A 13,672-nucleotide genomic window follows, 5' to 3' on the forward strand; every position below is an offset into this window, starting at 1 on the left:
TTGCCAAATTCTTGCTCCTCACCCGCTGGTACTTCAATCTTCCCTATGCAATTTTGGTGTGTCCCTGAGTGATGGCCGGGGTTACCTCGTCAATTACGAGAATTGGGCTGTGGGATGAATCCGTGTCCGATTGTGTGGAGTCAGACGATGTATACTCGGCATACGCTGCCATAGGCTGGTCCTGGCACGACGCGGAGGTAAGTGTGCCCCGAGTGCAGTCATTTACTCTCAGTGCTGCGCTATTGTCTTCATACCCATCCGGGCGCACAAATGCGTATCCATGTGCTGTTTGGGCGGTTATGCTCCGCGGTGGCGCTGCGAAGGTTAAAGTTGTACTTGGACCTGGGTTTGGATACGAGGCTTCTGAACCACGCCTGCAAGTTATTTGATATGGAGCCCAACTATGCCGCTCACCTAGACGACCGTTCCGTGCGTACATTCGCTGTGTTGTGGCGCCAGGCGAACTGGTTTCGACACCAAAACTGGTATCATTGTGCGTTGCCTGGTTTACATAGTGTACTTCAAGCAATGCACTATCTGGTGCATCACCAAACTGCGGATGTGGGGTTGCAGATTGTGTAGTAATACCCACTGGCACCGGGCCGTATGTAGCAACCTCAACCGCACTTAAGCCTTGTGTGACCTCAGCTCTGGTGTGTGCCGCTAATTCTGGTGCAATTATTGGCCTGCTCGTAGTTTGGGTGTGCACTGCGTGGCCGGTGTTGCTGCCTGCCCACCAACAAGGGTTTACTGCCGGCTGTGTGACTGGATGTGCTACCAGGTCGATATTACGCTGCTGGCCAGGGTGTGTTGAGCCCGTATACGCGGCGCTGTAGTTCGTGTGTGCTGCTTGTAACTGGGTAGGGTTGCCTACAAAAGTTTCGCTGCCAGAAAAGCCCGTGTTCCCATGGTATGATATTGCCCCGCTCTGCCCGCGCGTACCACTTGCAGTTTGGACTGCATGTTGCGAGGGTACGTAGCCGGCCACATATGTTGTAGCGTGTGCCTGCATGTTTTGGAATCCATGCGCGTTTCCGGTCACGCTTCCGCCTGCACGGGATTCGGGGCCTGCGCCGTATTGTGCCGCATTTGCATGTTGTGTAGCTACGTTTTGCTGTACTTGTGGTACGGCTATTCCCTGCACCGATGGTAGCATGCTGGAGGTGTGTTTGCGTTCAGTAGCGGAAGGTAAGTGCGACGCCTGAGTAATATATGTGCTCGAAGATGTGCCTGGTAAATGTGATTGCATGCTAATACACGAGGCCCCTACATATGCAGATTGCTGTCTTGGTGGGGCCATGAGAGCGCAGGACGCCATGTGCCGCTTCAACTCTGCCAAATGTCTGAACTTGTGTTCGCTCTCGATAACCGAGCTACGAATCGTACTTTGCATATGATTATGCTGCTCATATGCCGAACTGCCGGGGGTTCTAGACATGTGATGGCCGTCAATCATTACTAGTGCGTGGGATAAGAGTGCGGCAGCAGTCTCGATAAGTGTGTGGGAATTTGTCACTTCTCCGGCTGCTGTATGTGTTGCACCTTGTAAAGTGCCAAGGTAGCGGTGTATGGATGTGGTAAGGGTATCACTGTCCAGAGCTGCGTATCTAGTTCCTGAATCCCGGCACATGCGCGATATTTTTTCATCTAGCTGGATCATTACACTGTCGAGGAAGTGCACGTTGCACATTAGATGTAAGAGCCCACTGTAAAACCTGTCTATGCAGCGTCTATGGTATTTATACCGAGCAATATCATGCGAGTTTGTAGGCAGGATGTTAAGCTGGCAAATCGGTTTCAAGCGAACTTTTTGGAAGATTTTGTCGCCACCTTGCGTGTCATTTTCTTCAGGCACTTGTGCTGCGTGTGCAAGGACGGAAACCCCGCGCAACAGTGGGACAATCTCCTTGTGCCATTTTTGTGCGGCTTCCCTATACCACCCTTGTGAGGCGTACCTGGTGTATTTATCCATTTGCTTACAAAGTCCGCGCAGATGTTCGACCAGTGGAAGGTGTACCTCGCTAAAGACTGCCAACTGCTCTGCATTCAGGAACCCAGAAGCGGCAATGTCTCTTCCCAAGCACACAAGTTGTTCTGATGTTGCCCGCAGTCCGGGATATTCTGTACGGTGCCGCATCAGACTGCTGATTGTAGTGCTGCAAATAATCTCAAAAAGCTTAGCCACATATAACGGGCTCATTTCCGGTTCTTGCGCACCACACGACGCAGCAATCTTGCTCCTGTGGCGCAACGATAGAGCAGTTTTGGTTACAAAGTCCAGGTACTGCAGCTGCAAACTTTCCTCGTGTGCAGACCCTTGGCGAGATGGCTCATCCACGTTTAATATGTCTGAAATGCGCGCTAACAACGCTCTTGCCAATGTGATGCGTTCACAAGTTGCTAACAGGAAGGGAGTTTTGTCCAAAATTTTTAACAAGCACTCGTGCAACCGACCTACGTACTGATCATGTTCTGCGCCGTGAACGTATAATTGCGTCACATTTTGCATGATTGTTGTGCGCACCCTCCCTACAGACGTGCCTGTGTGTGATTCAGGAAAGCACTTAACTCTAGTGGGTCGTAAAGCCTCCGTGAACTCCATAAGGAGTAGCATGTATTTTTCTGCGTTTGGGACACCACTGGCAAGTATGCGACTGATGCTCTTGTATGGGGTTGAGTACTGCTTATTCCTGTGCAGCGCGATGGTAGCGTACAGCGCCGACAATGCCCTTGCTAACACGTCTTTGACATACTTATTATAGCTGTTTAACGCGGGTGTATTATTGGTTGTTACCAGGTTGATTCGGATTTCCGTGAACGTCTCTGCGCATTGTTTCCTCAGGTCCGTTAGTTCGCTGTTTGAGAGCGTCTCCGCGACATAGCTAGACATTCTAGCGGCATGCTCTATTGTTTTCAGGTCAAGAGAATCCCGAGCATTGCGGAGTTCTGTCAAAAAGGCTTGTCTATTCATTCCAGTCCCAAACGAAGGTTACGCTAGGCTATACAGGTAGTGGTGTTCTATTAAAAAGTCAATAAATATTAACTTATTTATTAACGTACACGAGAAGTGCACGTGTGGTGTATTTGGGCGCCAATAACTTGGTAAATGGCCATCTATGCGGGTATGTGGCTCTCTATTCTTCGCAGAACTTCTGCATAACCACTAAGCGTGTCGCCTAGATTTAGTCGGTATAGGTCCTTATCCAACACCGCGTCATCTGATGCGTTGTGAAGCCTGCATGTATCAGGGCTAATCTCATCGGCGAGCACAATTTCTCCATCTGCCTGTTGCAGCCTACCGAACTCCAGCTTAAAATCCACGAGCACGATGCCGACCTCACGCATGACTTTACGAAGGATTGTGTTCACGCGCAGTGACTCCGCCTTGATGTGACCAACTTCGCCGCTGGTTGCATATCCGAGACTGACCAAATGGTCTTCAGTCATCATAGGGTCAGACAAAGCGTCGTTTTTGTAGTAAAACTCCACTACGGGTGGGAGAATCGGCGTTCCTGGCGCCACGCCAAACCTTTTGCAAAAGCTGCCGCATGCCAGGTTGCGTACTACGACCTCTATCGGGATCATATCAACCCTTCTGACTAGCTGTTCCCTGTCATCTAGAAAACCAAGTATGTGGGTTTTTATTCCATGGCTTTCTAAATGTCGCATTATAAGATAGCTTACGCGATTATTCACCGCACCCTTGCCGGGTATTATGTCCTTCTTTTGTGAATTGAAAGCTGTAATATCATCCTTAAAATGCTGCACCACAGAACTTGAATCGGGGCCTGGGAATATAATCTTGGCCTTGCCCTCGTATAAGGCCTCGCGCTCGGTATGCATTGTACCTCTCCAATCGCATCATTCTACATTCAGTTGATAATTTTGCAAAAGAATGTACAAGTAGCTATGTACCTGGGGCCGTAGCGGCGGCCTAGTTATGTCAATCTGGGGCTTTGTATGAATGTGGGTAAATTGCAGCCTGTAAGGGGCACTAGGGATCTTTTGCCGGAGGAATGCTATAAGTTTTGGCATATACGCGATGTTGCCCACGATATTGGGGAAAGGTACGGGTTCGTGCCGGTAGAAACGCCCATTTTTGAGTTTCAAGATGTATTTCTCAAAACTTTGGGGGATTCTTCAGATATCATTGGGAAGGAGATGTATTCCTTTCCCGATCGGGGTGGCGACGTACTTGTTCTAAGGCCTGAGCTTACCGCTGCAGTTGCCAGAATGTTAATATGTGAGCGGCTTACCCTACCGGCAAGGCTCTTTACTTTTGGTCCGGTATTCCGCTACGAAAGGCCGCAAAAATGTCGACAAAGGCAGTTTCATCAGATCAACTACGAACACTTTGGTGCGGGATGTACTGCAGATGCGGAGCTCATGGCGCTGGCGTATGATATTTTGGGTGCACTCAATCTTCGCAGTGAGGTGCAGCTGGAAATAAACTCCTTAGGCAACCAGGACAGCGTTTTAGAATACAGGAACAGCCTACTGAAGTATTTTGAGAAGCATGAACATGCGCTATCTGAAGATAGCCGCAGAAGATTGCAGACGAATCCCCTACGTATTCTCGATTCTAAAGATCGTGGCGACATCGCCATACTTTGTGGTGCCCCGGTTATTGCAGACTTTTACGATGACGAATCTAAAATGACGTTTAATGGCGTTATGCAGCAATTGGACAACCTTGGCATTCCATACACTGTGAATCCCAGACTTGTTAGAGGGCTTGACTATTACTGTGGAACGGTATTCGAATTTAAAACTACTAGTCTGGGCTCGCAAGATGCAGTAATTGCCGGCGGTAGATACGACAAGCTCGTTGCCTCAATGGGTGGTGGTGACGTTCCAGCAGTCGGTTTTGCCGGAGGCGTAGAAAGGTTGGCATCTTTGGCGGCCTATAGCCATAGCACACGGTTCTCGGTTGCCTTTTTGCCTCTCGGGGAAGAAGCTGCGAGGTGCGCAATGCGCTCTGCGTATGAGCTTCGGGGTAGGGGCATAAGAGTTCTATGTGATGGTGTGGTAGAGAAACTCAAAATTGGTCTCAAGCACGCTGACAGGTCTGGTGTTGATCTAGCGTTGATATTGGGAGACGAAGAAATTGCCAAAGGCGAAGTGCTCTGCAGGCATATGGACACGGGGCTACAGCAGACGGTGAGCATAAGCAACCTTGGGGACTACGTATCGGGTATGGAGAGCAACGCCCAAGGCAACAACCGGGCGGCCCTCAGCAGCGCCGGAGAGTAGATAACCGCATTATCCCTTGCCGCCCTTACTACTGCGCGTGGCGCCCTGTATTAAATCACGCAGTGTCTGCAAATCACTGACCCCGACCAACACCGTGTCTCCAATTACCACAGAGGGAGTGCCGCCAATGTTCAAGCGTTCGGCTAAGCCCCTAGTAGCGTCAATCATGGCATTGATTTTACTGCCATTCTGTTCCAGAGACTTCTTGAGATCTTCCCCTTTAACGCCTATAGATTCAGCAATCTCTACGACTCCATCATCTGTGAACCTTTTGTTGTGGCCAAGGGCCGCATAGTAAAAATCTACGTATTTTTCCGGGTTGATAAAATGCACCGCAAGCGCTGCACGCGCCGCAAGCGTGGAAGCTTCTCCAAGTGCTGGCAGATCTCTAAATACTATGCGGGCTTTCCCGTCTTCAAGCAGCTGCTTTATGTGTGAAAGCATAGACTTGCAATACCCGCAAGAGAAATCAAAAAACTCCACCAGTAGCACCCTGCTTTCTCTATTTCCGAACGAGGGGTAAGAAACATCATCCAGTGCCGCTCTATTTTCCGCCACCTTCTTCCGCATTTCGGCTTCATTCATGGCTGCCTGTCCCTTACTGAGCGCAGCTATAACTTTGTTCGGGTTTTTGTATATGTATTCTTCTATCATAGCCTCAATCTCTTCCCGATCTTGCCTCTTAACTCCAGAGACGAACTTGCTGATCAACGGGAAGCTTGCTACCAATACTACAAGACTCAACAAACAAAAAATCCTAGCCACGACGGCACCCCAGCCTAAACCCTACAACAAGGGTGCTACTAGCACAGACCTACGGCATAGTCAAGACTACCTCTCACAAGTGGCCACGCGGCTAACTTTAAAGATTAGGAATAGGTATCTCATCAAAAACATGCTCCCCTCGGAGCGGATACAGCCTTGTGACGCGCGATTGGCGCCTTAGCACTGCTGTGTGAACTCGCGCACTTGGGTTTTGTGTCGCCGCGCCTATCACTCAAACCTAGCTGTGTGTCCTCGGGTGCTGGCCAAAATGTGTGGGGTTGTGGGAAATTTCGGCCAAAATTAATTGTGCTTTGTGCGCATGCGTGTAATTATCCGGTTGTTGTGAAGTCATAAAAACATGAAGGCACATTTTGGTGTTACCGTGTGGTTAGGGGTGTGCTGCTCCATGACCCTCCTTATGGTGGTGATTGGCGGCATAACCCGCCTGACTCACTCTGGGCTCTCGATAACCGAGTGGCAGCCCATTGTGGGAGTTGTTCCCCCAATTGGTGATGAGGCCTGGCTGCGTGAAAAGGAGAAATACGCTCAAACGCCGGAGTACAGGCATAGGGCGGCAGATATTTCGCTGGATGACTTCAAGCGGATTTACATCATCGAATACATACACAGGTTGTTTGGCAGGGCCTTGGGGGCGGTGTTTTGTCTGCCCATACCGTATTTTGCCATAACCAAGCGAATAAACCGAGCCATGGTCGCGAAACTGCTTATGGTTGCGCTGCTGGGGGGCATGCAGGGAGCCATGGGGTGGTTTATGGTGAAAAGTGGGCTTGTTGATACCCCGCGTGTCAGTCACTACAGGCTAGCGGGGCATTTGTTTCTCACTATTTTGCTGTTTTCAATACTGTGGCATAGTTTCCTGCGCTGTGCAGGGGTGCGCAGCACCACGACAACAACCAATGCCAGATTCTTTACAGCGGCGGCCGTTGTTGGATTAACGGTGCTACAAATGGTTTTAGGCGCGCTAGTGGCCGGGTTGGATGCAGGGTTGACCTACAATACTTTTCCGCTGATGGACGGCGCGATAATTCCGCAGTCGCTTTTCTCAGCCAAATTATGGCACGGCGGATTTCTGCACGATGTTACTGCAGTGCAGTTTTTGCACAGACTAGTTGCTGTGCTTATCGTCGTATGTGCGGCACCACTACCGTTTTGGCTGAAGACCCGCGGTGCTTGGCTATTTCTTGCGTGTGTTGCATTGCAGTTTTTGCTCGGCGTGGCAACCTTGGTTAGCGTTGTGCATATATTTCTGGCCGCGATGCATCAGGTATTCGGCTTTGTTACGCTTGCAGCAGGTGTACATATGTTGTGTAGGCTAAGACGCGAAGGAAGTACTTGCATTTCTGGCCACGCTGGTATATCGTAACCCGGCGCGCTCCGTTTATGTGCGCTAACCAGGGGTGCTTTTGAATATACTAGACATACAGGCGAAAAAGGGGCTGGAAAAAATCGCCTGCCTGACCGCTTATACTTTCCCGATGGCGCGTATTTTGGATGAGCACTGCGATCTTATCCTCGTGGGAGATTCCGTCGGACAGACCGTGTATGGCATGGAGTCCACATTGTCTGTCACGCTAGATATAATGATTGCGCACGGCAAGGCGGTTGTAAAGGCGCGTAGTAAGGCTTTGGTTGTGGTAGACATGCCATTTGCCAGCTATTACACTCCGGAACTTGCGTACAAGAATGCATCTCGTATTTTGAGTGAAACCGGGTGCGATGCCGTGAAGCTAGAAGGCGGGGTATGTGTTGCGGAAGAGATCGCATTTTTGGTAGCACGCGGAATTCCGGTTATGGGTCACGTAGGCCTGATGCCCCAACATTTCAATCAGCTGGGTGGGTACAAGTGCCAAGGCAAGACTGACAGCTCACGTCAGCACATTAAGGAAGACGCCAAAGCGGTGTGCGAAGCCGGTGCGTTTTGCGTTGTGCTGGAGTGCATAAGCCCGTCCCTGGCTGCAGAGCTAACTCAGGAGTTGCCGGTACCTACCATTGGCATCGGGGCTTCTAACGCATGTGACGGGCAGATTTTGGTTGTTGATGATATGTTAGGCCAATCATCACGCTATCCAAAGTTCGTAAAACGGTTTGCTGACCTCGAGCACACGATAAAAGACGCCGTGGTCGGCTATGTGCGCGCAGTGAAGTGTAGTGAATTTCCCGGGGATGAACATTGCTACAGCGACGGGCCGCACTTACGTGTGTTTCGTGCACACCCTCATCACGCCCAATGACCATTTGTGCAAGTAGCTGAGGGCTGTTCGTTATCCACACGTGTATACGGCGGCTTTATAGGGGTGCTGCTCACTGATGGTGCTGCGAGGTTAAGGCAGTTCCTGGGCCACAGTGCGTAACTTCAATAATGCTAATGTTGCTCATGTACTGTGTGTGCCGCAGTCTGTGGGGGGTATTTGTACTATCTGTGCGTCGGTAAAGAGGTCATTCTTCTTATGGTCTGCTAGTATAACAATACCTCCCCGCTCCGCGCGGGTTAATATTAAATTCTGCACCAAGGCTACTGCATCTGGATCCAAATTTGAAAATGGCTCATCCACCACCCAGACGCGTGTGTTTGATACCAACAATCTCGATAGAGCAACCCTTTTTTGCCATCCTGAAGACAAATTTTTGAACCTTACGTCGAGTATTGGATACAATCCGAAAAAGCACGCTGCTGCATCAATCAACTCGCCGGTGCCCCTACACTGTGCCCAAAATTCCAGAATTTCCTGAACGGTCATATTGCCTGTGCAAGCGGACTTGTGGCCCACGTAGGTAATCTGCAAAATGCACTTACTGGAAATCGTGATGTCCTCACCATCAAGCCGGACACTGCCGGACGCTGCTGGTATCAACCCCACTATGGTTCTGAGGAGCGTTGTTTTTCCGCTACCGTTGTTGCCAACCACCAGCGTGATAGAGCCACCTTTTGCCACAAAGCTGAGATTCTCGAACAGCAGCCTGTCGCCTCGTATGCATGACACATCTGAGCATTCTAACATCTGGCGTCCCCGCAGCATCTAATATCTGTGAACTAGCGTACAAGTTCAACCTCCGCCCCGCAAGCACGCAGCTTCTCTTCCATTGCTTCATATCCGCGGTACAGAGTTTGTACGTTGCTTATGGTTGTAACGCCCTGGGCCGATAGTCCGGCTATCAGGAGCGCTGCCGATGCTCGCAAATCGGGTGCCTGAACAGATGCTCCATGCAGCTTATCAACTCCCCTAATACTGGCCGTGTTGCCCTGCACGTGTATATCAGCGCCCATTTTGGCGAGCTCCCGCGCATAGGAAAACCTGCGATCGAAAACGTGCTCATGGATCTGCGATGTCCCCCTAGCGAGGCATGCCGTTGCTGCAAACTGAGCCTGCATATCGCTGGGAAAGCCCGGGTAGGGCGCTGTGTGCAAAACCACCGGATTAATTTGTGGGCTATGCCGCAATACCACAAGACCGTCCGGCACGTCGGTAACTTTCCCTCCCATACCCTCAAGCTCATGTGCTAAGCACCCAAGCATTTCGGACGTTACTCCAGCAATGTGCACGCTACCCCCAGTTGATATTGCAGCCAGTGCGTAGGTTCCTGCCTCCATTCTGTCTCGTATTATCGTATGGCTGGGGCCGGACAGTTGTTGTACCCCGCAGATCTGCAAAGTCCTAGTGCCTATTCCGGAAATTTGGGCCCCGGCTTTGACTAGAAAATGCGCCAAGTCGGCAACTTCGGGCTCAATGGCTGCGTTACTTATAGTTGTTGTGCCATGCGCCATAACTGCTGCCATAAGCGCGTTTTCAGTGGCGCCCACACTTACGGATTGGAAGTCAATATGGCATCCAACGAGTTTACCGCTCGAGGAGCATTTTACGTAGTTCCCACACACTTCTACCTTGGCGCCCAGCTTTTGCAATGCCCATATATGCATGTCGAGCGGACGGCTACCTATGCTGCAGCCCCCAGGCAGAGCGACTTCTGCCCTGCCCATTCTTGTGAGTATAGGGCCCAAAGTGAGGCAGGAAGCGCGCATTTGCGATGTAATTTCATGCGGGATTGCCCAATTGTGCAGGTTGTCGCAGTTGATTTCTACTTTATGGTTTGCCTTCTCTTTTGTATTGCGCAAGAAGCTTATTCTCCCTCCCAAGGAGGTTATAAGCTCGCTCATAACGGTAACATCACGCAGATCAGGCATGCCAGCCAAGACAACGCTCCCATTGAGCAGGAGGCAGGCGGCCATGATGGGTAGGGCAGAATTTTTCGCCCCGTTTGCTACAATCCTGCCGCTGATGGGGTTTGTACTGCCGCTAACGCGCAATGAAGCTTCTACCACGTTAGCTCACTATAGGCAGCGTTACCCCACCTTGCCTCATGTATTTCCCATTGACCTGGTCATACGATATGCTGCACCGCTCATTCCCAGCAAGAAAGATGAACTGACACGCACCCTCAAACGCGTATACCTTAACAGGTAGAGGGGCGGTGTTGGAAAACTCTAGAGTCACGTAGCCTTCCCATCCAGGTTCTAATGGAGTTACGCTGACGACAATCCCGCACCTAGCGTAAGTAGACTTGCCCACGCATATCACAATAACGTCCTTGGGGATCCGGAAATACTCCACGGTCTTCGCAAGCATAAAGCTGTTCGGCGGCATTATGCAAACATCCGTTTCCTTATCTATGAAACTGTCTTGAGGGAAATTCTTGGGGTCCACAATGGAAGAATGTGTGTTGGCAAAGATCTTAAACTTGCTGTCAACTCTAGCATCATACCCATACGAGGAAAGCCCATACGAGAGCACTCCCGCTTCCTCCTTATGGTCCACAAACGGGGAAATCATCCCCTCTTTCAGCGCCTTTTCCTTTATCCAATGGTCGGGCATCGCCGACATAGCACACCCCCAGTGCCCAGAACAGTCCGGTACCGCACTCTACAATCAATCCTTGGTAGACGCAAGTTAAAACTCGCTGAGCGATATGGGTTATGGCTTCAGTGGCTCAACGAGGAGCTATCGCTGTGTGCGCGTAGAATGGCTTGCAAGCCGGTTTTGTAGGTGGGATACTGCAGTGAGATGCCCAACTCACGCTTGATTTTATCATTGCTAACTCTACGTTCTGGTGCAGGAAAGTGCGCATGTGCGGCGTTACTACACACACTACTCAATTCCGGCCCCATTTTGGCTTCTGACCCGAGAAGTGAGGCCCCGTATGCTATAACTTCGGCATACCTGCAAGGCAGATCATCCGCGCAATTATAAATGCTTGCCGGTTTTGGGTTTAACATTGAGGCGAGTATCGTGCCGGCTATATCTTCCACGTGCATGCGCGAGGAAAAACGTTGGGCATGGTTGGGTGATATTGTTCCCCCCAGTAGCCCTTCTATTACACTTCTACCGGGGCCATATATCGCAGAGAGGCGAAATATGTGTACAGGTAAGTCCGAGCTGAGCCACATGTTTTCATGTCGTAATCTCGCAATGCCTGAATGTTCTGCAGGGCGAGTGAGCGATGTTTCGTCCACCCATTCGCCTTCATGGTCGCCATACACGCTAGTTGCGGATAGGTATCCAACCCATTTTGCGGAACGCAGCGCGGTTGCGTACCTAGCAAGCACATCATCACCAGAAGGGGGGATTGAAACTAGCACGTGTGATGCATCACGCAGTATGTGCTCCAGCTCCGGATCTCCGTATCTAAAAAGGGAGACAAACCCTTCTTTGCGGTCTGCCGTGTGATAAGTGCCACTGATTTTCCACCGCAGCTCCAGCAGCTGTTTTGCTAGAAAACTTGCTGTGTACCCATACCCAAAACAAAATAAGTGGCTCATATAAATCAAGGACTAAACCCAGCAGTGTAGCACATTTGTTGTGGGCCACAAGTGTTGCCGCACTACGAGTCTAGTTATTTTAGCGGACTGGCTGGGCGCTAACTATTCGCGGTCTGTTGCAGCTGGTACGCCTCTGGGGATGGGTGTTGTGCAACCGGTGGGCTAAATGCGGCCAGCATACACACGTATGCCTTCCATGTGGCTACGCACAAGTACATTTCGAGCAGCTTACATTTTCATGATTTGAAGCACTGATAGCCAGAATGGTGTGGGCAAATAATATTTCGCTTGCAATACCGTACATTAGAGGCTAACCTCAGGGCGCCTAGGGTTTCAGCGGGGATGTGGTCTCCGGGTTGGCTGTGGCTGTTTGTCTGATTGTTTAAGGTTTTTTGATGTCTCAGTTAGTGGATGAGAAGGCGTTCTACACCGGTCATGTTAAGTGGTTTAGCGTGGAGAAAGGATATGGGTTCATTTGCAAGGATGGGTCTGATGATGGCAAGTCCGGTGGTGCCAGCTTTGGGCGGGGCGACAAGGATGTGTTTGTCCACATTACGTCGTTGCAGAGGAGCAGAATTGACAACCTCAGAGAGGGTCAGAGGGTGAGATACCAGCTAGACGAGAGTAATGGCAAGGTCTCTGCTGTGAACTTGGAGGTGCTGTCTGAGTAGGATGGATTTCTAGTTGCTCATGAGGTTTAAGTGGGGGGGAGTTGCAGCGTTTTTGGGTGATCCTTCGCAGCTTAGGGTCGTCCGGCGTTCTCCTTTCCCTGTTGGCGCTTGGTGCGGTACTCTTGGTCCTGTTTGCGGATCCGTTTTTTGCTTGGTATGTAGTTCCGGGTAAGGTTCCTGGATCTCTATTGGCCGGGTTCCTGCTGTTCCTGCTCTTGCTTGCCGTGCTGTCCTACGGTATGGTTCGTGCCTGGATACGGTACAGAAAGGGGGAGCTGGGCTTCAGACTCCAAGCTCGTATGGTGCTCGTGTTTGTAGTTGTGGGTGTGGTGCCGGCTGCTCTTGTGTCTGGTTTTTCGTCCTTGTTTTTCGATTATGGTGCCCGTGCGTGGTTTCACGGCATTGTGGAGCCTGCGGTTTCCTCCTGCTGCGCCGCCGCGCTCGGCAGAGAACGTGAGTACCTCGCCGCGATGCTGGCTGCTGATGCGTCGCGTTTCGTTGAATATCTAGGTGACTTGCCTTATGGCTCCGACAGTAAGGTGCGTGAGGGTGCCGCTCTGTTCGGTTTTGCAGAGGTGCTTGTTATAGGCCGAGAAGGGGTGCTCGCTTCCAGCATGTCTAGTCTCTTGCCCGATATCACTTCTCCCGTGGGTAGGTCTTACGGCGGGAAAGCCCAAGAAGCACCTGTTGAGAATGCATTAGTGTATGCAGTAGTGCCAGTACATGCTCCGTCAATAACGCACGTTGTTATGGCACGTGCCCTGCCCGGAGGCAGCGGTTGCGCCTACGATACGTCCAGCTATCGGAAAAATGCGAGGCTCCAGCTGTCTGTGCTGCAAGTTCAATTTTCACTGGCATTCCTCTTCATATTTCTCATGCTGCTATTTGTGTCAGTGTGGCTGGGTGTTGGTCTCTCCAAAAGCGTTGTCGGTCCTTTATCCCACCTGCTGTCGGCCACTAAACGGGTTCAGGATGGCAATTTTGATTGCAAAATTCACGGCAAGGCAGGCGTTGTAGACGAAGAGATGTCCACTGTGATCGAGGCATTTAACGGCATGGTTGAGCAACTTGGCGCGCAGCGGCTACAGCTCGAAAAAGCATACAAGGAAATAAGCAGCAGGAAAGAATTTATCGAGACCGTTCTGTCAGG

Annotated in this window: 12 protein-coding genes; 5 read left to right on the forward strand and 7 right to left on the reverse strand. The window is 50.8% G+C overall.

Features of this window, described 5'->3' with window-relative positions; all coding sequences use genetic code 11:
* Window positions 1–43: 43 nt before the first annotated feature.
* Both GAC_RS00735 and purC read right to left on the reverse strand, forming a co-directional pair.
* Window positions 44–2,890, reverse strand: coding sequence for a hypothetical protein (locus GAC_RS00735; protein WP_241760094.1), 2,847 nt, complete (start codon window positions 2,888–2,890; stop codon window positions 44–46).
* Window positions 2,891–3,114: 224 nt separating this feature from the next.
* On the reverse strand, window positions 3,115–3,843 hold the full coding sequence (purC, locus tag GAC_RS00740; protein ID WP_010262772.1) for a phosphoribosylaminoimidazolesuccinocarboxamide synthase: 729 nt from the start codon (window positions 3,841–3,843) through the stop codon (window positions 3,115–3,117).
* A gap of 117 nt (window positions 3,844–3,960) precedes the next feature.
* Here purC and hisS point away from each other — a divergent pair, with 117 nt between their 5' ends.
* Complete coding sequence (hisS, locus tag GAC_RS00745; RefSeq protein ID WP_010262775.1) at window positions 3,961–5,253, forward strand: histidine--tRNA ligase; 1,293 nt, start codon at window positions 3,961–3,963, stop codon at window positions 5,251–5,253.
* A gap of 9 nt (window positions 5,254–5,262) precedes the next feature.
* On the opposite strand, the gene GAC_RS00750 is transcribed toward hisS, so the two are convergent.
* Window positions 5,263–6,018, reverse strand: a complete 756-nt coding sequence (locus GAC_RS00750; RefSeq protein WP_012658824.1) for a DsbA family protein — start codon at window positions 6,016–6,018, stop codon at window positions 5,263–5,265.
* Window positions 6,019–6,424: 406 nt separating this feature from the next.
* Here GAC_RS00750 and GAC_RS00755 point away from each other — a divergent pair, with 406 nt between their 5' ends.
* Both GAC_RS00755 and panB read left to right on the forward strand, forming a co-directional pair.
* Window positions 6,425–7,402 carry a COX15/CtaA family protein gene (locus GAC_RS00755; RefSeq protein WP_241759980.1) on the forward strand — a complete coding sequence of 326 codons (978 nt, stop codon included), beginning with the start codon at window positions 6,425–6,427 and terminating at the stop codon, window positions 7,400–7,402.
* Between the two features lie 34 nt (window positions 7,403–7,436).
* Window positions 7,437–8,270, forward strand: a complete 834-nt coding sequence (gene panB, locus GAC_RS00760; protein WP_012658825.1) for a 3-methyl-2-oxobutanoate hydroxymethyltransferase — start codon at window positions 7,437–7,439, stop codon at window positions 8,268–8,270.
* 141 nt (window positions 8,271–8,411) lie between these two features.
* Here panB and ccmA read toward each other — a convergent pair whose 3' ends face one another.
* The 4 genes from ccmA to GAC_RS00780 all read right to left on the reverse strand — a co-directional run bounded on the left by ccmA (window position 8,412) and on the right by GAC_RS00780 (window position 11,851).
* Window positions 8,412–9,038: a heme ABC exporter ATP-binding protein CcmA gene (gene ccmA, locus GAC_RS00765; RefSeq protein WP_011114135.1), complete on the reverse strand. Its 627-nt coding sequence runs from the start codon at window positions 9,036–9,038 to the stop codon at window positions 8,412–8,414.
* A 32-nt stretch (window positions 9,039–9,070) separates the two neighbouring features.
* Window positions 9,071–10,357: a UDP-N-acetylglucosamine 1-carboxyvinyltransferase gene (gene murA, locus GAC_RS00770; protein ID WP_010267075.1), complete on the reverse strand. Its 1,287-nt coding sequence runs from the start codon at window positions 10,355–10,357 to the stop codon at window positions 9,071–9,073.
* 1 nt (window position 10,358) lies between these two features.
* A complete protein-coding gene (gene dcd / locus GAC_RS00775) occupies window positions 10,359–10,916 on the reverse strand; it encodes a dCTP deaminase (RefSeq protein WP_010262785.1) in 558 nt (185 codons plus the stop codon).
* Window positions 10,917–11,014: 98 nt separating this feature from the next.
* Window positions 11,015–11,851 (reverse strand): SDR family oxidoreductase, encoded by an 837-nt coding sequence (locus GAC_RS00780; protein WP_010267078.1) that lies wholly within the window; start codon window positions 11,849–11,851, stop codon window positions 11,015–11,017.
* Between the two features lie 395 nt (window positions 11,852–12,246).
* Here GAC_RS00780 and GAC_RS00785 point away from each other — a divergent pair, with 395 nt between their 5' ends.
* Together GAC_RS00785 and GAC_RS00790 are read left to right on the forward strand one after the other, a co-directional pair.
* Window positions 12,247–12,522, forward strand: coding sequence for a cold-shock protein (locus GAC_RS00785; RefSeq protein ID WP_010262787.1), 276 nt, complete (start codon window positions 12,247–12,249; stop codon window positions 12,520–12,522).
* Between the two features lie 41 nt (window positions 12,523–12,563).
* Window positions 12,564–13,672 (forward strand): HAMP domain-containing protein (locus GAC_RS00790; RefSeq protein WP_458796998.1); only part of this gene is annotated, 1,109 nt, incomplete at its 3' end.

This window comes from Anaplasma marginale str. Florida (assembly GCF_000215485.1).
Classification (GTDB): domain Bacteria; phylum Pseudomonadota; class Alphaproteobacteria; order Rickettsiales; family Anaplasmataceae; genus Anaplasma; species Anaplasma marginale.